Genomic DNA, 21,394 nt, shown 5'->3' on the forward strand with positions numbered 1-21,394 from the left:
TCTTGCGTGACAGTTATTGTAATAGGTTTTGCCACGGAAGTGCCGTTTTCATTTACCGCAGTTAAGCTAACAGGATAGGTTCCAGGGTTAGTGAATACATAAACAATGCTTGCATTTGTAGACTCCACAGTTCCGTCATTACCGATATCCCAGTTCCTTGAGGTTGCGTTTTGTGACAGGTCGGTAAGCAGGACCGAAAGAGGAGCATAGCCGCTTGTTACGTTGGCATTGAAGTTTGCAACAGGAAGAATTTTATATTCCTCTGCAATAATTTGCACATTTGCTGAGGAAGTATCATTTCTATTGCTTGCTGTCAAAGTGACATTATAGGTTCCCGGCTTCTCGTACACATGGACAAAACTCTTATTGGTATTGTCCGATTTTCCATCACCGTCAATGTCCCAGCTTATTGAAGTTGCATCCTGTGAACGATCCGTAAATTGAACTGTGAGAGGAACAAAACCCTTCGTGGGACTGACATCGAGTTTTGCGACAGGCAGCACTATACGTATCAGTGGGTAGTTATCCGTAACATTACCGTTGGCTGAAACGTAGGGAATATCAATAATACCATCGCTGTCGTTATCAAGATTTATGTCGGAGAAACCCATGAGTGACGGGCTCCCCCAAAAATTGCCTCCCAGATTCGGCCCACCCATTACATTTTTACCTGAAGTTTTTTCGATGTACCAGGTGCTTATGTTATTTCTAATATTTGCATTATTGGAGTTATTGAAACAGTTATTATAAACGCGGTTATAGTAGCTTCTAGGGCACATATAGATGCCGTTACCGTTTGAGATTACATTGTTGCCTGAAATATTGTTGCTTTCAGAGGAACCGAGGGAGATACCTTCAATATTGTCATGAATCACATTCCCGGAAAGGATATTATTATTGGAAAGCGAGAGCAGAACTCCAGACTCGCCATTCTCGAAGATTGCATTTTGAGAAAGCGTGTTTCCAGTTGCGGTCGTCATGTAAATGCCTATTCTATTCAACTGAGCTGTATTATTCTTTAGTTCATTATTATTACATGAGCCCACTAAGCAGATCCCATAGGTGTTGCTCGAAATTGCAGTATTATTGATAAGGTGATTCTCACTTGAGTTGTCAAGACGAATACCATCAGCCGTATTGTGATTTAAAATATTGTTTGAAAGATTGTTTTGTTTGGACCCAACACCTCGTAAAAAAATACCCCTTGAATTTTGGGACGCAATATTATTAAATATTTTATTATTATCTGCAGTCTCAAGATATATACCATAGCCACTATTCAAACTTACTTCATTGCTATCTACTATATTATTGCTGGCACTACTAATCACAGTAATACCATTAAGACTGTTCGAATTTGCCTTATTGCCTGAAAGCGTATTTCCGCTGGATGTATAGGCTACGTAAAAACCTCTGTCATTTTCATTTGCGTTATTGTTTATGACATGGTTATTATTGGAATACCTCATAGCTATTCCGTATTCACAGCTTGAAACTGTGTTGCTTTGTACGTAACTATTCGTACAATTATCCAGGAATATACCATGGTTATTAACTGTTGTATTATTACCTGAAACTGTGTTACCTAAAACTGTATTTTCGGAAGAGTACCCCATTTCAATTCCGTTTCCTCCGTTGGAAGAAACATTATTATTTTTCAAGTTGTTCTTACTTGATCTTGCTAAATAGATACCCCTAACTCCGTTCGAGTTTACAGTGTTGTTTTCTAAATTATTATTATTGTTTGTATCCTCCAGCTCGATACCACTGCCAGAATTCTGGCTTACAGTGTTTTTTGAAACGGTGTTACCACCATCCTGGGTGCTAGCAATCTTAATCCCAATCACGCAACCTGAAACCCGATTCTCTGAAGTAGTGGTCGAATAAGACTGCGAAATGTAAATTCCTGTACCTGTTCCACTTGTCACTGTGTTGTCGCGTAGTGCATTGTTTCCGGAAGACTTCACGGATATTCCAATGCTATTGTTTAAAAATTTGTTCTTTTCAATGGTGCAGCCATTGCACAAACTCAGAGAGATTCCTGAAATGGTTGCTCCGGTAGCTTCACTGATCGTAAATCCTGTAATTTTTGAATTGGATCTGGCTCCAAGAGAGATCACGTCTTTGCCTGTGGTATTGGAAGCAATTATCGTGTCATCAGGGTTACCCGAGGCTGACCTGAGTTCCAGGTTAGCTCTAGTTATCTCAATATTTTCATAGTAGGTTCCCGGAGATACGATAATTGTATCACCTGAACTTGCGCTATTCACTGCGGCTTGTATGGACCCACCTGACTGAACGGTAATATCCTTAGCCGCCCCCACACAAGAACTTAGCGTGAGTATTAAAAAAGTTAGTAACAAAAGTTTTATTTTGTTTATTTCAAATTCCTCCCTACACATGAAAGAAGTTAAGAGTATAACTTTATTAAATTAATTAGAAACTAATTGCAAATAGGATATAAACATATCGGTTTTGATCAATATATTTGTAAAAATATGCTATAATCGAAAATCACAAAATAAGGCCATAGCTTACCGGAATTCTCTCTTGATTTCTACCATTGCCCTTTTATTCTCCAAGATCGACTTCCGATTATATTAAGCAGAAAATAAGTTAACACTGACTATATCTTACTTTTTCTCACCCTCACTTAACTGCTGGAATTACGATAAGATATACGTTTTCATCTACATTCCTGCCAGACAATCAGGTTTTTTCTATCTTATGCAAGCCTGCTAAGTACCTGATTATTTTGGTAACTAAGAGTAAAATTAATATATTTAGTAAGTACCTTTAAAAAATAATGTTATCTCCAAAAAATATTTCATGAAATGTAGGGATGTATTTCTCAAGTATCTTATTCAAAAAATAGCATAGGCTAGATACAAGTACAGAAATAGGCATAAGCAGAAATAACAATAAAAAGAGAAAAAGAGAAGAGAAGAAACAAAAAGGAAAAAGAGAAGAGAAGAAACAAAAAGGAAAAAGGAAAAAAAGGAAAAAGAGAAGAGAAAAAACAAAAAGGAAAAAGCCTTTATAACTTTTAGTACCTTTTTTTCTATTAAAAAACCTTTTTCTGTCTCAATAAACCGTTTCCTTTTTTGTCCTTGTATTATACGCTCTGTACTCATCCTGTTTTTTATCTTGAAGGTAAACGTACTCATATCCCGGATGAATTAGCCTTTTCCTGTACTCTTCTCTGGCTTCAGCCTGGCATTTCTCACAGGCGTAGATTGGAACCGAAATCCCGAAGATTCTGGTATCGTCTACGCCCCTATGAGCATGGGAGTCAATGGTTTTGTAGCCCTGGCAGTCAGGGCACATCCGGATGGTCTCTTCCTGGAACTCTTGAATCATATCCGTGTCGTAAAAGATCTGCTTTTTTCGGCGGTAGAAGTCCCCATGTTTTGCCACTTCAGCCTCTACAAGCCTATCCCTGTTTTTCCAGTTTTCAAGCTGAGCTGCAACTACTTCTTCCAGGGTCTTTCTGTCCCTGGCAGCCTGGACAAACATTCCTGGCTTGAAGTCAGGTTCCTTTACGCAGGAATAATCGAGCCCTGCCATTGCAAGGATTATACCCGTATTTACATAAGGAAGTGCACTCTGAATTGCATAACCTCCTTCAAGCACGGCCATATCAGGGGCAAGTTTTTCATTCAATTTTGCATAGCCCTGTGCGGAAAAGCGCATATTTGCTAGAGGGTCGGTATAGTGATTATCCTGTCCCGCAGAATTCAGGACAAGCTCAGGTTCAAAATCCTTAAGAATAGGAAGCACAAGGGAATCAAGCACATAAAGTATGCCCTCATCTGGAGTTCCTGGCGGCAAGGGAATATTGATTGTTCTGCCAAGGGCTTTTGGACCTCCCAGTTCGTTTATAAAGCCTGAGCCAGGGTAAAGGGTTCTTCCGTCCTGGTGGAAGGAGATAAAAAGCACATCAGGATCATTATAGAAAATCTCCTGGGTTCCGTCCCCATGGTGTACATCAGTATCAACAATTGCAATCCTGCGTATCCCGTACTTTTTTCTCAGGTACTCGACAAGGATAGCTTCATTGTTGATATTACAAAACCCCCGGTTTCCATGTGCTACTGTCATTGCATGATGGCCAGGCGGGCGGATAAGCGCAAAAGCATTTTTAACCTCTGCCTTCATCAGGGCGTCCCCAAGCACCAGACAACTACCTGCTGCGATCAGGTGAGGAGTTGTAGCCTGGGCTTTTATATCAGGCACACAGAAGTGAACTCTGGCAATATCCCTGTACTCTGCAAGGCGAGGTTTATATTCGGCTATTTCCGGCAAATCCATCAGGCCTTCTTCAAAGATCTGGTCTCTGGTATAAAGAAGGCGTTCTTCTCTTTCAGGATGGGTCGGTGAAATAGCCCAGTCAAAGGCAGGGAAGAAAATAAGGCCTGTCTTCTCGGCTCCAGTGCGGTCTGCCGGGAGTGACGGTTCTTTTTTCGGTTCCAACCCGGTCTTTTTTAGTTCCATTATAATTTCCTCATTTCCGTTGGGTGTTTCAGGCTTCGTTCCCTCAATTTTCGTCTTCCGCGCTTCTTCGGGCTCGATCTTACTCTGCCCTTCTGCCTGCTCTTTTTCCCCTTCTGATGGAGTTGTCCCTGAGCCAGTTTTCAGTACATCCCTGAGTCTTCCAAGCCCCAGTTTCATGCCTTTTCCCTCCTTTTCCACTCTGGGATCAGGCCTGCAGGGATCTGCATACTTACATCAAAAAGTTTCCCTGAAGTATACCAGCCGTTGACGACATTGAAAACCTCACTATTAACAATCTCAGCTTCATCCGCATACTTGGAAATTCCAAAGTCTTCAGCACGTTTCCTCAAGAGTTCTGCGGCTAAGGCTTCAGCTTCGTCGAGCCGGACTTTGTTCAAGTTCCCGAACTTTGTTGTACTTAGACTGACAATCTCCCCTTCTTCGGCGACTGAGTACATTTTCTGTTCAGTATCAATGTGCAGGTTGAGAGTAAGTGTGGGCCTTGCAACGGCTGCCCCTATGGCATTTCCGACCTCAGCATACTCAGGAATAACAGGGTTTGCATTAAGTTTTTTCGCAATCTCTGCAATAAGCCCCTTAGCACCCCCTCCGATTCCAACCACGTTTTCAGGCCTTGCTTTTTTCTCCTGCAGTACTTCCCATACCCTGTAAGCAGGTTCCTGTTCCCATTCAAAAAACATTTCATTGACTGCATCAGTGATCATCTGTGCAACTCCATCCACAATCAGGGATGCAGTTTCAGTTTCGGATTTTCCAAGTTCAGAAGCTGTAACTTTGATCGCCTCACTTGCACGCTCGGGATTTCCTACCTCAATAAGCCCGAGAAACTTCAGGGCATCCGTAGGGGTAGTTTCTTTCCCTCCCATGCAATAAGCCGGGCCTGCCCTGTCAGGGCCGACTGTCATCTGTTTTGTGCCGAGACTGAGGTCCTTAACCCTTATAACACTGTCTCCCCCCACAGCTATCGAGCGGACTGCAAAAGCCCGGACATGTGTCAGGAAACCTCCAAGTTTTGCGCCTTTAGAAGCAAGAAGGGGTTTACCTGACAGAATTAATGCAAGATCTGTTGTCGTCCCTCCTATATCCACAATAACTGAGGTCTGTCCCTCAGGAGTAAGGGCAAGAGCTCCAACCGTACTTGCGGCAGGGCCCGAAAAGATAGTTTCCACAGGAAATTCTATCGATTTTTCAACCGGGAGAGTTCCGCCATCGGCTTTCAGGATATACACAGGAGCCCGGATATTTCTCTCATCAAGAGCTTTCTTGATTTTCTCAACAAACTCCTGATAGCGCTCTCTTGTGGCAGAGGCAAGCATAGCAGTTGCTATCCTTCTTGGGAAATTAAGTTTCCCCGAAACCTTGTGCCCGAGTTCCAGTTTACAGCCAGGATGGTCCTCCCTGAAAATCTCCTCTACCCTGAGTTCGTGAGAGGAATTCCTCTGCCCGAACTTACTTATAATGGCTGCTCTTGAAAACCCTGATTCTCGGATCAAACCCACAGTTTTTCTGATCTCGACCTCATCGAGAGGATCGATTTCCCTTCCCCTGTAATCCATAGCCCCTTTTATACAAAAACTGTCAGGAAAAGTATAACTTGCCGGGTTAACTCCGGGTCCTGGAATTAATACCAGGGCTACACGGTCAGTTTTGCCTTCGGCAATAAGATTTGTTATCACGGTTGTACTGAATACTACTCTTTCCAGCTGTTCGGGAGGGATATCTCTGCTGACTGCATCAAGGGCCTCAACTAGGGAATTCAGAAGATTTCCGGGCTCAGTGGAAACCTTGGCAGTACTGCATACTTCTCCATTCCGGATAAGCACTGCATCCGTGGTAGTGCCTCCGACATCAATTCCTATTAGCATTCACAATTCGCCTATCCTCGCTGTATGTGTTTTTATTCTTTTATTACCACATTTATATCAAATGTAATCAATGCCAAATTTCAAACTTTTTTTCAAAAAAAGTTTGTTTTAGCTTATAACGTGTCATGTCTCTGATAGACAAGAATACTATTTCTAAGCTTATATGACAAAAACATTCTGAATTGAAAAAAGAATTGTAATCTACAAAAAAGATTACTTTAGGAGATATTAAAAGAAAATTCAGTTAAGAAAACCAGGTTAAGAAAACCAGGTTAAAAAAATCCCAGTTAAGAAAAACAGGTTAATAAAACAAAGTTAAAAAAATCCCAGTTAAGAAAAACAGGTTAAAAAAATAAAGCTAAGAAAACAAAGTAAGAAAGCTCAAGTACAAAGAGTAAAATACTCAATTGAATCTCAGTTTTAACAGTGAAATTAATAGAATTGTAAAATGAAATAGATAATTTTTACTTTTAAGGATTACCTTTTATCTTCGAACCTGATAGTGTATTTTGTTTCACTTCCTCTTTCAAGCTCGATTGTTCCGTTAATCTGTTCAACGAGAGCGTTTACAAGTTGCAAGCCCAGGGTTTTCGAATTTTTGAACTCCACTTCTTCTGGAAAACGGCCCCCATTGTCCGTGTAGACAAGAGTAAAACCGGAAGGCAATTCTGGAAAATTCTTTTCGGCTACTTCACCTATTCTTACTTCGCTTGTTCTTACTTCGCCTGTTCTTACTTCGCCTGTTCTTACTTCGCCTGTTCTTACTTCGCTTGCTCCTATTTCGCCTGTTTTTTGACACTCAAGCTCATTTCGGAAGAGGGAAATCCTGATATTTCCTTCTACACCTTTTGGAAATGCATATTTAAGGGAGTTTGAGAAAAGTTCATTAATTATAATTCCCAGTGGAACTGCAGTATCAACTCCAAGAAGTGTACTATCCACTTCAAGGACAAACTTGATTTTCTCGTTTCCGATTCTATAAGAGTGCAGAATGTTCGCAGTCAGTTTCCTGAGGTACGCTGCAAAATCGATACTTGCCGAATCTTCGGACTTATAGAGCTCTTCATGAATGATGGACATGGAGACTACACGGTTTTCGCTTTCCCTGAAAGCTTCAATAATCTCTTTATCTTTGAACTTGTCAGCTTGAAGGCTAAGCAGGGAAGAAACTATCTGAAGGTTATTTTTTATTCGATGATGGATCTCTCTCATGCCGATCTTCTCGGCTTTCTCAAGGGTTTCCTCAACTTTTTTCCTCTGAGTAATGTCATAGGCATACCCCTGGATAAATGCGTTTTCTCCTGAAGTGCTACATACATTATGGATTAACTCGTGAACCCATTTTACACTTCCGTCCTTCCGTCTTATTCTGTAGTCGTACTCCATAATGGAATTCGGGAAGATTTGAGAAGATATCATTTTGTCCCGAATCTGATATAGCAATATCATATCTTCCGGGACAATAAGATCAAAGAACTTTACTCTACCGGAAATAAATTCTTCTTCTGTATATCCGGTTATTTCATCAAGGGCTCCTTCAAGCAAGAGGAGATCAAAATTCCTGTTAAGTTTAAACGAAATTCCTTTGAAATTCTGTAAAAATGATCTGTAGAGCTCTTCACTTTCTCTCAATTTGTGGGAAGATTGTTTAATTTCAGTAACGTCTACCATTACCCCTAGAGCCCTGCATATACAGTCTTCCTCATCTCTCAGGAATACTCCTTTGTTTTTTACGTAAAAATAGCTTCCATCCTTTCGCTTGAATCTGAATTCCTCATTGAACCTATTTCCTGTGTTCCAGCAATTTTTCAATGATTGCTGCACCCTTCTATAATCTTCGGGATGGATATGTTCAAGCCAGTCGTAAAAATTAAGATTAGCAATTTCTTTATTGCTGTAGCCTGTAAGCTCAGTGACTGCTCCTGCCCACTCAACACTGCCATTTCTCAGGTCAATATCATACATTAGCTGCCCTGTCTGTTCCGCGATAAGACGGAACCTTTCCTCACTTTTTTGCAGCCTCTCTTCCATTTTTTTGCGCCCTGTAATATCAAGCATTACTCCTATAAGCCCTTCTATAGTCCCACAAAAACTTTTGTACACGGCCTTATTAAGAATGAAGTCCCTTCTGATTTTATCAGAGCACACTACTTTGGTCTCGTAAACCTGGCTTCCTCCTTTCTGGAAGAGCTGCCTATCCATACTTTTGTAAACTTCACTAAGTTCTAAGGGAATTGCTTCGGAAAGCTCATCTATAGTATTCCCGGCTACTTTTTCTTTTGAACTTCCGAGGATCATCTTTGCAAAGAGATCGTTACAGCCCTGATAAACGCCTTTTCGATCCTTGTAAAATACAGGAGCCGGAATTGTATCCAGCAGAGTTTCCAGAAAATTCACCTTGTCTTTTAGTGCGTCTTCCACTTCTTTTCTTTGAACTGTAAATGAAAGAACTATTGCAACGGTATTCAGGAAAAGAGTATCTTCTTTGGTAAATTTATTCTTTCTCGTGCTGTGAGCTGTCAGCACTCCATACGGTTTTTCAGTACTTCCTATGAGCAAACTTATTCCACTGATTATACTCAGGGAGTCCTCAAGGCCTATTGTTCTAAAGAAATTCTGCCTATCAAGTTTTTCTAACAGGATAGGCTGGCTTGAAAGTACAGTATAGCCAGCTCTTGAAGCTGAATCTTTTTTAATAATTCTGCATGCGTTTTCTGGCCTCCAGCCAATACCTGTCTCAAACATAAAGTTTCCATCAGGCAAGAGTTTCAGGACGCAGCAGTACTCTACGTCAAGAGCTGCTGCAACCAGAGGCAAGACTTGATCAAGCAGAACCCGAAAATCCTGGACTTTGAGAGAGAGACTGGAAATTTGGGAAAGCACTTCATGCTCTCTTTTTCTTAAGAGTAGTTTTTCTTCGGTCTGTTTGAAGGAAGTGATCTCAAATCCAGAGATAATTGCACTTTTGCAGGCAGGTAAAGGAGTAAAAATAAGTGAATAAGTTTTCTCGCCTGCTTTCAGTTCGGTTCGTAAGGGTTTCTTTTGGACTGCTACTCTTCGGGCGATCTTCAGGATTTCATCAGGTGCTTTTTCTCCAATCCTGCTATTAAGAGCCTCAAGCAAGGATTTTCCTGCTTTATTTGCGTAAAAAACCGTCCCTTCTACCTCTATTCGCAGGACAGGGCCAGGGCTATTTAGAAGATATTCAGTCATCCAGTTTTCTTCATTTTCCATGCCCATAATGTCGTTCCGATTTATACCTGAACCATCAATTCCTGAATCTCTGCTCATTCGTTAATAAATTTCCTAGTAATTTTATTGCTTATTTATGTAGAGTTCAAACCTCAGATCTATCTTTTAAGCACTATCTTGAGATTATCTTAAATTTTATAACATATTAATATTCTGCTAATTTATGCTAAATTAATTGTATGTGTTGAATAAAGATTTATGGTGCTTATACAAACAACTTACACAACTATGGGTATTTATAAAATACCTAACATTTACTAATTTGTAAGTCTCGAAAGGTTTACAAAGATATCTGAGAGGACTTTGTCTCCGATAAAATATTAAAGAATAAACATTTAATATATCTACTGTAATAAAATTATTAGATAAAAATATATAGGCAAAAATATTTAGGTAAAAATTTGAGTAAAAATTAGAACAAATAGCTCGGTTAAAATATTTTGAAAAAATTTTGAATAATATGTCAATAATGAAATCCAGACTAAGCGCAAACTTATAAGGAAGGTGTTTTTATAGAGGATCTCAATCTACTCAAAAGAAAACTTGACAATATGGACATAATTGAGCTTTCTGAGTATGTAAAGGAAAATTACCCTGAAAATGAGGAGCTCTTGGTCGGGTCAAAGAAAATAATTATCAGAAAAATTCTTAACTTTAAAAGAAACAGGATGAATGAAGAGGATTTATAACATACATCAACCATTTTCAAGGATTAACTTCAAACATCCCTGTCCGGACCTATTCTGTCTTTTTCATCTGGAACCAGTAAAAATAAAAAAGCCTTGATTTTAAGGGGCTACAAGCATGTTAAAAGAGTGTCTTTAAGAATGTTCCAAAAGCTTTCATGAGTCTTAAGGAATTTCCTGAAAACATGAGCTTTCTTAGAAGGATAGAAGGGTGATCCATGTCTCCGTATTCGGTAATCGTATCGAGAATCGAAGGAGTATTTAGCGAACCTATAAGGTCATTGAATTGCCTGTCTTCCAGCTTGCCGATGTAGTCGTGAATTTTCATGCCTATTTCAAGCTCTCTTCCAAGACCCCTACGCCAGAGCTGGTCATATTCGGAAAGCCTCTTTGCCGAGGTATCTCCCTCAAGGGCAGCCTGTGCAGCAACCTTTCCAGCGATCTTTGCTGCGAAGGCCCCGGTATAGATCCCTCCTCCTGATGTAGGCTTTGTCTGCCCTGCCGCATCGCCAACCAGAAGAATCCCATCCGACATCGTTTTCTCCTGAGGGCCAATAGGGATTCCCCCTACTACAAAATCAAGCATTCCTCCTGAGTATCTTGCTTTTACGTGAGAATTGGAGCGAAGGAATTTCTCAAGATAGGAAAGAGGAGAACAGTTTTCCTGGCCATTTTTCCAGGCAAGCCCAGGTTCAAGAGCAAGCGCAATTCTCGAGATTTTTTCATTAACAGGTACAGTCCAGGCAAAAAAGCCAGGAGCAACAGAACCTGGGAAGAGTTCAACAAAGTCGCTGTCGTCCGAGGCATAAGGAGCTTCAATCTGGATACCCGGAAGTACGCGGGAAGGTTTTTTAAGCCCTGCGTAACTGGCTATCCGGCTTTTTACTCCATCTGCTCCTATCACGGCGGATGTATGGATTGTTTCAGGCTTGCCGTTTTTCAGTACCCTGAGTTTTACCGTAGAATTTTGCTTTCCCTCCTTCTCGGTTTCCATGTTCGGTTTTTCGAGCCCAACAGCCCTTGTCCTGAGAGAAAGTTCCACACCTTCTTCCACAGCCATTACTGCAAGGGTGCGGTCGAAATTTTTCCGTGAGACCACATACGCTTTGGTCTGCTTTCCATCAATTGGCAAGCACTGCCCGTCCGGAGCATATACGAAAGCTCCACGCACAGAATTGAACACAAATTCGTCAGAAGGCTTGAGTTCGCATTCTGCAACCGCTCTGGTACTCAAAAGTCCGGTACAGCTTACAGGCGACCCTATGAAAGCATGCTCTTCAAGCAGGAGAACCTTTGCCCCATTGAGGGCTGCATAGCGAGCTGCAGTGGATCCCACAGGACCGGCTCCAACTACAACGACATCGTATTTCATACAGTGTTAACCTCAAGAATAAGCCCTTACAATAGCAGGAAGCTTAATATACTCATAATTCATACTACAATCCGATTACAATATTTATATATACATAAAGTGATTTTATATATAATGATACTGGATAATAAAATAATTAGTGAAACTGGATAAAATAATATTTATCGCATATGTGAGCTTCATTCTGCATATGCGAGCTTTATTGATGAAAGTAACCGTCTATTACCGTCTATTATAATGACTCAGTTTTCGATAAAGAGAACTCTTTCTCGGCAAGATTGCCCTTCTCTGATCGAACTAACTCTATATTGGGATGGTAGTTTTTAATTATCTTCAACATTGCTTGGAGCGCAAAATTAAACGTTTTTAGACTCCAGAAGCTTCCCAGGCTTCATAATCTTGATATACTTCACAAATGGTAGGCTTCATAATCTTGATATACTTCATAAATGATAGGCTTCAAAATCTTGATATATTGATAAACACATTCAACGTGCGACTGAACCATACAACTGAAAGATCAAATATTTAACGATTTCTTCAAACTACTAACCAGGGTTTTCATGCAACAGAAAAAAGAAAAACTTCAGGCTTCGGGCCCACATAAAATAGATAGAGGTAACCAGGGCACAAAAAAAGTCCAGACTCAGGACAAAAGAAGTTTTCAAATTACTGATAAAAAGGCTTTCCGAACTTCAGATAATAAAACTTCCGGAATCTCGGATAATAAAGCTTCCCAAACTTCGGATAATAAAGCTTCCCAAACTTCGGATAATAAAGCTTTCCAAACTTCGGATAACAAAACTTCCCGAAGTTCGGATAATAAAACCTCCCGAAGTTCGGATAAAAGAGATTCTCAGACTCAGCAAAGCAGGGTAAGGAACAAATCTACAGGTTTTAAAGAAAAGTCTTCAAAAGGAAAACATGCTTTTAACAAGAGCGTTGGCTCTGAAAAAAAATTTGACTCTGTTTCTTCCAGGAAAAATAACTCCCAGCGTTTCGAGTATGAAGACGATCAAATATTCTGGTGTGAAAAATGTAATCTGCCCCTAATAGGAGAAGAATGCGGAAGATGCGGCAGCAGAGGAAAAGTCCTTAAGCTTTCACAACCTGCAGACGTCCGTTTTTGTTCTCCTTACGAGCGGGAAGTCCTGGACAGGCAGCTTCACTCAGCTTTTGGCTGTAATCCCCTTGGGGAGAGGCTTATTCTTCTAAACAAAATCCCTGGTGAGGACAAAACCGATGAGGTGCTTGTAGACGGCTTTATTTTCGGAATTCTCCGATTTGAGCTCTCGAAAATGGATTACAGTTTTGAACCTTCCCTCCAGGGTGCAAAAATTCTCCTGAAACATGTTCAAGGCAGAACAGCCAGACTTAAAAAAACAAACCGGCACCTTAACGGAAAAAGTATTTCAGCAGAATCTATTGAAACTTTTGACAGCAATATAAAAGCAGGAGACTTTTTGCTTGTTACCGCAGGTAGTCTAACAGGCTATGGAATTTCCTATATTGAAGGTGCAGACTTTCCCAACCTGAAAACCCTACCTGAGCATGAGGACCTGACCGAACTGGGATCTTTAACCGGAGCCGGAACAAAAGTTCTCAGGATCAGGAAGGTAGACAGCAGTGAAGCGTCACTTCATCCTGAGACTCCCGATCTTGCAGCATGCATTGAAGCAAACAAAAAACATCTCCAAACGCTTGGAAAAAACGCAATAAATACAATCCGCGGGATTATTTCCAGGAAAGAATACAAAACCCTGCCTGTCTATGTCTCCTTCAGCGGTGGAAAAGACAGCCTTGTGGCGCTTGACCTGGCACAGGCTTCCCTTAAGCAAAGAGAACTTAAAGCTTTTTTCCTGAACACCGGGATTGAGTTTCCGGAAACTGTAGAGTTTGTACGGAACTTTTGCCGGGAAAAGGAAATTTCACTTACCGAAGCAAATGCAGGTTCTGCTTTCCGGGAGCAGGTAGGGAAATTTGGGCCTCCTGCAAAGGATTTTCGCTGGTGCTGCAAGGTCTGCAAGCTGGCATCAGCAGGGGACTTCGAGACCGAGAAAGGAGCTTTTTCTCAAAAAGGGGTAACTGGCGTGGCTTATCTGACAATTGACGGTAAGCGTAAGCACGAATCTTTCTCAAGGGCAAGGATTGCAGCAAGTGAGACAAATCCTTTTGTCCCTGCCCAGCTCAATATCTTTCCTATAAGAGATTGGAAGGCAATTGAGGTCTGGCTTTACATACACTGGAGACAGCTTTCCTACAGTCCTCTTTATGACCTTGGCTTCGAAAGGGTAGGCTGCTGGCTTTGTCCCTCTGCCCTCGCTGCTGAATATGAAAGAGTAAAAGACCTGCACCCTGAAATGTACGCAAAGTGGAACGCTTTTCTGCTGGAATGGGCAAAGTCCAGAGGGCTTTCTGAAAAATTCATAGAGCATGGGTTCTGGCGCTGGAAAGAACTGCCTCCAAAGATGCTGAAACTGGCTGAAGAGTTAGGAATTTCCGTGCTTGCCAGAGAAAAAACTGAAGACCTCGAGATTGAAGTCGTGTCAGGAATTTCTCCATGCAGGGCAGGTGGCTATTCAATAGAAGCAGCCGTAAAAGGCATCAGGGAACAAGAAGCCGCAGGTTTCATCAATGTTCTCGGAAACACGGTTTATGCAGAAGACCTGGGAATGTTGCTGGTCAAAACCGCAATAGGGACTGTAAAGTTTTTTTCGAACGGGAATCTGCTTGCAAGTTCGGAAACAAAGGAAAAAGCAATTTTGCTATTTAAGGAAGCTGCAAAGCAGTTTACAAGACTTTCCCGCTGTACCGGTTGCGGAATCTGTGTAAAAGCCTGTCCTGTTGGGGCAGCTTCTCTTGAAGGAAATACGCCGCATGTAAGTGAAACCTGTATCAGGTGCGGAAAATGTACAGAATCCTGTGTGGTAACCAGATATTTTAATAAACTCGTACCTGACCTAAACCAAAAGCTAAAGGTGTGATTCACCAGAAGACTGAACTTCCAATCTATGTGATATTTTTAAATAGTTCCTAAATATATTTAGATATTGCATTTCCTAATTAGGTTTAGATCTCACACTTTTATTATATTTCCATAAACTTGACTTAAACCTGTATATCTAATTTAAATCCGTATAGTTGATTTAAACCTGCATATTTGACTTTAAAACCCGTATAATTGATTTAAATCCGTAAAACCTGCATATTTGATTTTAAAACTCGTATAATTGATTTAAATCCGTACATTTGACTTCAAATCGTATGTTTGACTTAAACCTGTATTAATTCATCCATTTAAACGGAAACTAAAAAATGAGATTGAACCAAAACCCTGATGGAGTAAGCCAAATCATAGCCAACCGCTGGAAGATTGGGGCGGCCCTGGCGGTAGCGCTGCTTCTGTACTTTTCATTTCTTATTCTGCTGCCCCTTGCAGATGGAATCGTACTGGGCATAGTCTTTGCTTACATTGCCAGGCCTATCCGGGTAAAATTCAAAAAGCACAGAAAAACAGGAGCTCTTGTTGCCAGTTTGTGCATATTCATCCCTATAGTATTCATTGTAGGAGCAGGCATTGTTGAAATCCTTAACCAGATCTCCTGGGTTATCGAACATCAAACGGCAGTTGCGGCAGCAATTCTGAATTTCATAAACTCCCTCAACATTCCGGAAAAAATAATAGAAGGCATTAATTCCGCCATTTGGGACCTTTTTACCTCGCTGCTCCCTGCAGTAGGCAGCATAGGGCTCCTTTCATATGCTCAGAGTATCGGTCTATTTTTCATCAATTTTGTAATCTCAATCATTTTCTGCTATTTTATACTCGCTGATGGAGATCGGCTTTACTGCGCATTTCTTGGTGTGGTCCCAAAGGAGTACAAAGGAGTTATAAACCGTTACGCACATCATCTTGATATCATCCTTAAAGGCGTTTTCATAGGCAATGCCTACGCTGCTCTAATAGTTAGCGTAACCTCGGTTTTTGTTTTCTATGCTTTTGGGTTTCCCCATGTACTTGCCCTGGCAACTCTTATCTTCATAGCTTCGATAATTCCTCTTTTTGCCGGGTACATGGTGCTGTTGCCTCTAGCTTTAATGCGGTACCTTGAGTTCGGGTTTAAAAGCGCAGCCACTTTCTTTATAGTATCCTCACTCATTATCTACGGCCCTCCGGAACTGATTCTCAGGCCCTACCTGACCAGCTTGCAATCCAAAATTCACCCTATGCTGCTTATGCTTGCCTTCCTGGGAGGAGCTTTTGTCGGAGGGATTGCAGGATTTTTTGCAGCCCCTATTCTTCTTGGGGCATTGGTTGCGGCTTACAGGGTTTATCAGGAGCACAGCCATCCCGAATTTGTTGATACCTGCGCAGACCTCAAGAATCAGGGACATCCCCATAAGGCTGGTTCGGAAAAGTAGTTACCGGAGTTAAGCTCAGAAAATGTACGGAAAAACATCGCATATCCTGGAGTTTTCCAGGATATGCCCAAAAGTAGCAATCGAAAGGGATTATTTTATATCGTTGAAGGATATTAGGACTGTCATATATTCTTCTTTACCTCTTTAATCAAGATCTACTGACGGTACAGATCTAAGTCAATCTTATATAAATCAACTACTTGATTCAAACGAAATCGATCCGGATAAGTTCAAAACCGAGGCTAATTCGGGATAAATTAAAGACCGAAGCTAATTCGGAAAAAACTCAAACCGAAATAAATTCGGAACAAATCCATACCGAAATAAATTCGGAACAAATTTCACACCGAAGATAACCGAACACAGGTGATAGAATGCAGTTATTGCTCATTCACTCTGATTATATTGAATACGAAACCAAAAAACAAACTCCAGTTGCTGAAAAAATTGAAGAGTCCTTAAAGTCCGGAAGGCTTGAGGAAGCACTTACCGCTTTTATGGCTGTTGAAAGTATAGATGAGGCAAATCCTGAGGGAACTATAAAAAAGACGGTTTCCGAAATTGAAAAGGTAGCTACCCAGGTCAAAACCAACCGTATAATGCTCTATCCTTACGCTCACTTAAGTTCTGACCTTTCTTCTCCGAAAGTTGCAGTACAGGTACTAAAAGGCATAGAGACTGCACTCTCAGGTAAATACGAGGTCAAACGTGCTCCTTTCGGGTGGTATAAGGCTTTTAGTATCAGCTGTAAAGGGCATCCTCTTTCCGAACTCTCAAGGAGCATACGCCCAGAAGAAACTGCAAAAGCAGCAGGCAAAGTCGAGGTATGTGGGGAAAAAGAAGTAGTTTCCGAGGCTCTCAAAGCCGAAAGTACGGCAAAGTCCTACTGGCGTATCCTTACCCCTGATGGAGAACTTCACGAAATTGAGAATTTCGACCTTACGCCTTACCCCAAACTTCAGCAGTTTGTAGACTATGAAATTTCCAAGAGTAGAGCTGTTGAGCGTGCTCCTCCTCATGTGGAGCTTATGCGTAGACTTGAGCTTGCAGATTACGAACCAGGGTCGGACTCAGGAAATATGCGGTATTACCCTAAAGGAAGGCTTGTAAAATCTCTCCTTGAAAATTATGTACTTGATGTCGCAACCGACTTCGGGGCAATGGAAGTCGAAACTCCTATCATGTATGACATGAACCACCCTACCCTGAAGAAATATCTGGACAGGTTCCCTGCAAGGCAGTACTCCATTGAGTCAGACAAACGGCAGATGTTCCTGCGTTTTGCAGCATGTTTCGGGCAGTTCCTCATAAACCACGACATGACGATTTCCTACAAAAACCTGCCTCTTCGGATGATCGAAATGACCCGCTACAGCTTCAGAAAGGAACAGCGGGGAGAACTTGTGGGCTTGAGAAGGCTCAGGGCCTTTACTATGCCTGATATGCACAGCCTTTGCGCAGACATGGACCAGGCTGTAGACCAGTTCAAAAAGCAGTACGACCTCTGCATAGATGTGCTTGATAACATAGGAATCCACATTAAGGATTATGAGGTGGCCATCCGCTTTACCAGGGACTTTTACGAGTCGAATAAAGAGCTTATAGTCAATATGGCAAGGACCGTTAACAAACCCGTGCTTATTGAGATGTGGGACACCCGTTTCTTCTACTTCGTACTCAAGTTCGAGTTTAACTTCGTAGATGCTCTTGCTAAGGCAAGTGCACTTTCCACGGTCCAGATTGATGTCGAAAATGCCGAAAGGTATGATATTTCCTACGTAAACCCTGATGGTAAACTGGAAAGGCCTACCGTGCTTCACTGCTCCCCGAGCGGGGCTATCGAACGCTGCATTTATGCCCTTCTCGAAAAAGCTGCAATGGAAACCGAAGAAGGAAAGGTTCCTATGCTGCCTGTGTGGCTTTCACCTACCCAGGTCAGGATTGTACCGGTCTCAGAAAAACACGTCGCTTTTGTCGAAGAAGTTTCCCAGAAGCTTGACTGCAGGGTTGATATCGATGACCGCGACCTGTCAATAGGAAAGAAAGTTCGGGAAGCAGGCAGGGAATGGGTCCCTTATGTGGTGGTCATTGGAGATAAAGAAATTGAGGATGGTACCATTAATGTAACAATTAGAGCCGAATCCGGACAGAACAAGCCTAAAAAAGTTCAAATTACTCCGGAAGAGCTTAATTCCCGGATTAAAGGCGAAATTGCAGGAAAACCGTACAGAAAATTGCCACTAGCAAAATACCTTTCTGTAAGGCCAAAGTTCTTCTAAACAATTTAAAATTTTCTGAACTATTTCATATAAATTTTTCAGAAACCGCCAGAGGAAACAAAAATTCTCTGTTTATCTGTTTCTTCTGGCTTTTTAGCATAACATATATATTGACGTAATCCTTATTATTGAAAGAGGATTCCTTTTAAATAAAAGCAAGTTCTAAGTTTGTTCTTCTCCGTTTCTGGACGAAAAGATTCCTATTTGAGCATTTTGGAAACTTTTACTAAATGGATTTTTACTGATTATTTGTAAGTTATGGGGAGTTACTTCTTATTGAATTTACAATTAAACACATATTTCCTGTTTCATGATTATACAAGTTTCCCAGAAACCCTCTACAAGGCACTTTCTGGTTTTGATATCAAATTTTTACATTGACAAGCGTAAGGACAGCATAACTAATGACAATTTCAAATGAGATCGCAGTCGGCATGGAAACCGTCGAGCTTGAGCCCTTGAGGGAAGATAAAAAGAAAATTTTTGAGGATATTGCAAAATATCTCGAAGATAATCAGAGAGGCTATATCAAGGTTCCTACAGGCTGGGGTAAAACCTTTCTTTCGAAACATATAATGAAAAAATACTACGACGAAGGAAAACTCGTGCTTTTCCTTGTCTCGAAAAATAACCCTCTTCTTAGCCAGACCTATTATGACAGGAAGAAAGACCGGCCCCTATTCCCCAACAGTGCACTTCTCTCATCCGAGCAGAAAGTGGACCGAAAAGAACTTGCTGAAACTTTGAGAGTTTTTGGGCAGAGAAAAGATAAAGGGTTTGTGCTTTTTGCCTCGCTTCAGACCATACTTGGAAAGCAGAGTTCTGAGATCAAGAACCTGATTATTGAGCTTGCCGACCTTACAATCGTAGATGAGATTCATAATTTCATAAACAACAGAGGAAACGACTTTCTTAATGAGTTAGGGGAAAGGACAAAAATCCTGGGAATGACTGCAACCCCGTTTCAGGGAGTTGTCGGAAATGTCAAGTTCGTGGATGAAATTGCAGGGGATATGAGGGAGGTCTACGCAAAAACACTTCCTGAATGCATTCTGGACAACGAACTTGCCCCCCTAAAGTATACGATTGCCGAGAGTTCGGAGGATATCTTTGAGATATTTGATTTTGAAAAAGGGCTTGATGAGCTTGATAAACAGGACCTTTTCCTTGACTGCAGCACTCCCGACAGGTTGAAAAAAGTAATTCGAAGAACTCAGCTTGCAAAAGATGTGTACGATTCTATGATAAAGCACAAGCATGCAAAAACACTTGTCTTTTGCGCCCCTGTGCGGAAGCGTGTTTACAGCGTGGGAGCTGATGGGGAGGAAATTAATGCTTTCCATGCAAAGCTTACCTCCTCGGTCTTCAATGGGGAAATTTCAGTCCCGGAATCTGAAAAAGACCCTGAGCCTATCCTGCCCGTAAATTTTGAGAATTATACCCCTGAAGGCGAGTTCCGAGATACGGTTTTTATAAGCTCCGAGCTGCCCAAAAATGAACAAAATGCTATTCTTGCAGCTTTCAGGGAAATGGGAAAAAACCCCTATGTGCTGTGCACCGTAGGCATGCTGATTGAAGGGTTTGATTTTCCGGGACTTGAAGCCCTTGTTTTACTGCGCCCTACCCTGAGTATGCGGCTCTTTGAACAGCAGGTCGGAAGGGTGACAAGGCTTTCTCCAGTCTCAGGAAAACATCAAGGTAATGTTTTTGAGATTTCAGACAATATTGACTCTCTATATCAGCGCTTTGGAGAAGGGGTTTTTTCCGGGGAAAAGGTTGACCAGGTACAGATGCTCCAGCCTGAGATACGCCTCGAAGAACTTTTCTCAGAAGGTGATGCAGCCCGGGCAATCGAGGAAGGAAAGATCGAGATTAAGAAGGTAGAACTTGTACTTCAAGGAAAAGGGAAAGGAAAAAGAAAAGGGGCTCAGGTTCGGGAAATCCCTGTAAGGCTTCCAACGCCATCGATCTGGGCTAAATATTTCTCGCGTCTGCTCGCGCTGACAGAGGAAAAGGACATAGGTGCTTTTGAGCGGGAAAAGCGGGAACTCATGCGGGCTACCCTGAGATTCCGGGTCAGGGAACTCAGGGACGCAGAAGATATTGCAGAGCTTACAGGCAATATAAATAAGCTCAAGCGGGAAGCCTATGAAGACCACAGGCTAGGGGACGTTTCAAGGCAGCACAAACCCAAGGTTTTCGGGGAAGTCGAATGGCTGCTAAAACATCAGGCCCTGAACTCTCTCAAATACAACGGCATCCACCTCTCTATGCCCGAGAAAAACCGGATCTTAAGAACTCTGGGTTTCGAGCCCGATTTCCGGAAGATAGACAGCCACAGACTTAAATGTTTGAAACTGGGATCGGCCCAGAAGACAATCCCTGAGCTTGTGAAGGTGCTGGGATTCGTAAGCCGACTCTCGTCTTCGGAAACCTATCAGTTCCTCGACAAGAAGAAAAAGGAGCACTGGAAAAGGGAATTCCTGCCTGCGGTTTACTGGGGTTTCTGCTTCATAGACGATTCTCCTGAACTGAAGGAGCTTTTCGAGTCTACGGAATGGGACAGGCGGGTCAAAAATATTATTCGACAGAAGTAATTTCGTAAAAAAGAATTTTGGGAGGAAATCGTATCCTCTTCAAATTGAGTGGAAAGCTCTCAATTTCTGCTTATTGAGCTTTTTTCTCTGATTAGTTGAGCTAAAGATGGCATCTCAAATATACTGCTGACTCTATCACATATGTACTGATATGCACTTACATCCAGTTTCTTTGCTGTCTGAACAATCGTCATAAATGTGTCGTTTGCCTTTGTTCCTTCCTCTGTTATAGTTTGAAGGCTGACATCTCTTTTTCTGACCTTTGCTCTTGCTGCCAGTTCCGCTGCATTGTTATGCAGCGGAATCTCTGGCAAAATCAGTACTTTTAACAGATGTTCCTTGTTCTCTTTCGTCTTAGCGATTCTTTCATCCAGCTGTTCATATCCTGTTTTGGTAGAAAACAACT

The 21,394-nt window shown here is 41.6% G+C and carries 10 protein-coding genes and 1 pseudogene; 5 read left to right on the top strand and 6 right to left on the bottom strand.

The window, feature by feature from the left end:
• From ASJ81_RS19840 to ASJ81_RS19855, 4 genes are all read right to left on the bottom strand, one after another.
• Window positions 1-2,324 (bottom strand): NosD domain-containing protein (locus tag ASJ81_RS19840; RefSeq protein WP_170943418.1); only part of this gene is annotated, 2,324 nt, incomplete at its 3' end.
• A 760-nt stretch (window positions 2,325-3,084) separates the two neighbouring features.
• On the bottom strand, window positions 3,085-4,671 hold the full coding sequence (locus tag ASJ81_RS19845; RefSeq protein WP_095645869.1) for a histone deacetylase family protein: 1,587 nt from the start codon (window positions 4,669-4,671) through the stop codon (window positions 3,085-3,087).
• Entirely contained in the window at window positions 4,668-6,380 is a 1,713-nt protein-coding gene (locus ASJ81_RS19850) for a hydantoinase/oxoprolinase family protein (protein WP_095645870.1), read from the bottom strand. The genes ASJ81_RS19845 and ASJ81_RS19850 overlap by 4 nt, the downstream gene beginning before the upstream one ends.
• A 477-nt stretch (window positions 6,381-6,857) precedes the next feature.
• Window positions 6,858-9,671 carry a PAS domain S-box protein gene (locus ASJ81_RS19855; protein ID WP_245860358.1) on the bottom strand — a complete coding sequence of 938 codons (2,814 nt, stop codon included), beginning with the start codon at window positions 9,669-9,671 and terminating at the stop codon, window positions 6,858-6,860.
• Window positions 9,672-10,183: 512 nt separating this feature from the next.
• Here ASJ81_RS19855 and ASJ81_RS23065 point away from each other — a divergent pair.
• The gene (locus tag ASJ81_RS23065; RefSeq protein WP_170943419.1) at window positions 10,184-10,321 is read left to right on the top strand and encodes a hypothetical protein; all 138 of its coding nucleotides are present in this window, start codon (window positions 10,184-10,186) and stop codon (window positions 10,319-10,321) included.
• 118 nt (window positions 10,322-10,439) lie between these two features.
• Here the strand turns inward: ASJ81_RS23065 and ASJ81_RS19860 are convergent, their stop codons facing one another.
• Window positions 10,440-11,690 carry an NAD(P)/FAD-dependent oxidoreductase gene (locus tag ASJ81_RS19860; RefSeq protein ID WP_095645871.1) on the bottom strand — a complete coding sequence of 417 codons (1,251 nt, stop codon included), beginning with the start codon at window positions 11,688-11,690 and terminating at the stop codon, window positions 10,440-10,442.
• A 563-nt stretch (window positions 11,691-12,253) separates the two neighbouring features.
• Here ASJ81_RS19860 and ASJ81_RS19865 point away from each other — a divergent pair.
• From ASJ81_RS19865 to ASJ81_RS19880, 4 genes are all read left to right on the top strand, one after another.
• Window positions 12,254-14,674, top strand: coding sequence for a phosphoadenosine phosphosulfate reductase domain-containing protein (locus tag ASJ81_RS19865; RefSeq protein WP_095645872.1), 2,421 nt, complete (start codon window positions 12,254-12,256; stop codon window positions 14,672-14,674).
• Between the two features lie 331 nt (window positions 14,675-15,005).
• On the top strand, window positions 15,006-16,112 hold the full coding sequence (locus ASJ81_RS19870) for an AI-2E family transporter (RefSeq protein ID WP_095645873.1): 1,107 nt from the start codon (window positions 15,006-15,008) through the stop codon (window positions 16,110-16,112).
• 374 nt (window positions 16,113-16,486) lie between these two features.
• On the top strand, window positions 16,487-18,391 hold the full coding sequence (locus ASJ81_RS19875) for a threonine--tRNA ligase (protein ID WP_095645874.1): 1,905 nt from the start codon (window positions 16,487-16,489) through the stop codon (window positions 18,389-18,391).
• Window positions 18,392-18,795: 404 nt separating this feature from the next.
• The gene (locus tag ASJ81_RS19880) at window positions 18,796-20,988 is read left to right on the top strand and encodes a DEAD/DEAH box helicase (RefSeq protein ID WP_095645875.1); all 2,193 of its coding nucleotides are present in this window, start codon (window positions 18,796-18,798) and stop codon (window positions 20,986-20,988) included.
• Window positions 20,989-21,047: 59 nt separating this feature from the next.
• Here ASJ81_RS19880 and ASJ81_RS23070 read toward each other — a convergent pair.
• Window positions 21,048-21,394 (bottom strand): annotated as a pseudogene (locus tag ASJ81_RS23070) (hypothetical protein); the annotation flags it as partial.

The sequence above is a fragment of the Methanosarcina spelaei genome (assembly GCF_002287235.1).
Lineage (GTDB): Archaea > Halobacteriota > Methanosarcinia > Methanosarcinales > Methanosarcinaceae > Methanosarcina > Methanosarcina spelaei.

Coding starts and splice junctions, on each gene's coding strand:
- ASJ81_RS19845 (WP_095645869.1), bottom strand. CDS start 4,671: ATGAAACTGGGGCTTGGAAGACTCAGGGATGTACTGAAAACTGGCTCA.
- ASJ81_RS19850 (WP_095645870.1), bottom strand. CDS start 6,380: ATGCTAATAGGAATTGATGTCGGAGGCACTACCACGGATGCAGTGCTT.
- ASJ81_RS19855 (WP_245860358.1), bottom strand. CDS start 9,671: ATGAGCAGAGATTCAGGAATTGATGGTTCAGGTATAAATCGGAACGAC.
- ASJ81_RS23065 (WP_170943419.1), top strand. CDS start 10,184: ATGGACATAATTGAGCTTTCTGAGTATGTAAAGGAAAATTACCCTGAA.
- ASJ81_RS19860 (WP_095645871.1), bottom strand. CDS start 11,690: ATGAAATACGATGTCGTTGTAGTTGGAGCCGGTCCTGTGGGATCCACT.
- ASJ81_RS19865 (WP_095645872.1), top strand. CDS start 12,254: ATGCAACAGAAAAAAGAAAAACTTCAGGCTTCGGGCCCACATAAAATA.
- ASJ81_RS19870 (WP_095645873.1), top strand. CDS start 15,006: ATGAGATTGAACCAAAACCCTGATGGAGTAAGCCAAATCATAGCCAAC.
- ASJ81_RS19875 (WP_095645874.1), top strand. CDS start 16,487: ATGCAGTTATTGCTCATTCACTCTGATTATATTGAATACGAAACCAAA.
- ASJ81_RS19880 (WP_095645875.1), top strand. CDS start 18,796: ATGACAATTTCAAATGAGATCGCAGTCGGCATGGAAACCGTCGAGCTT.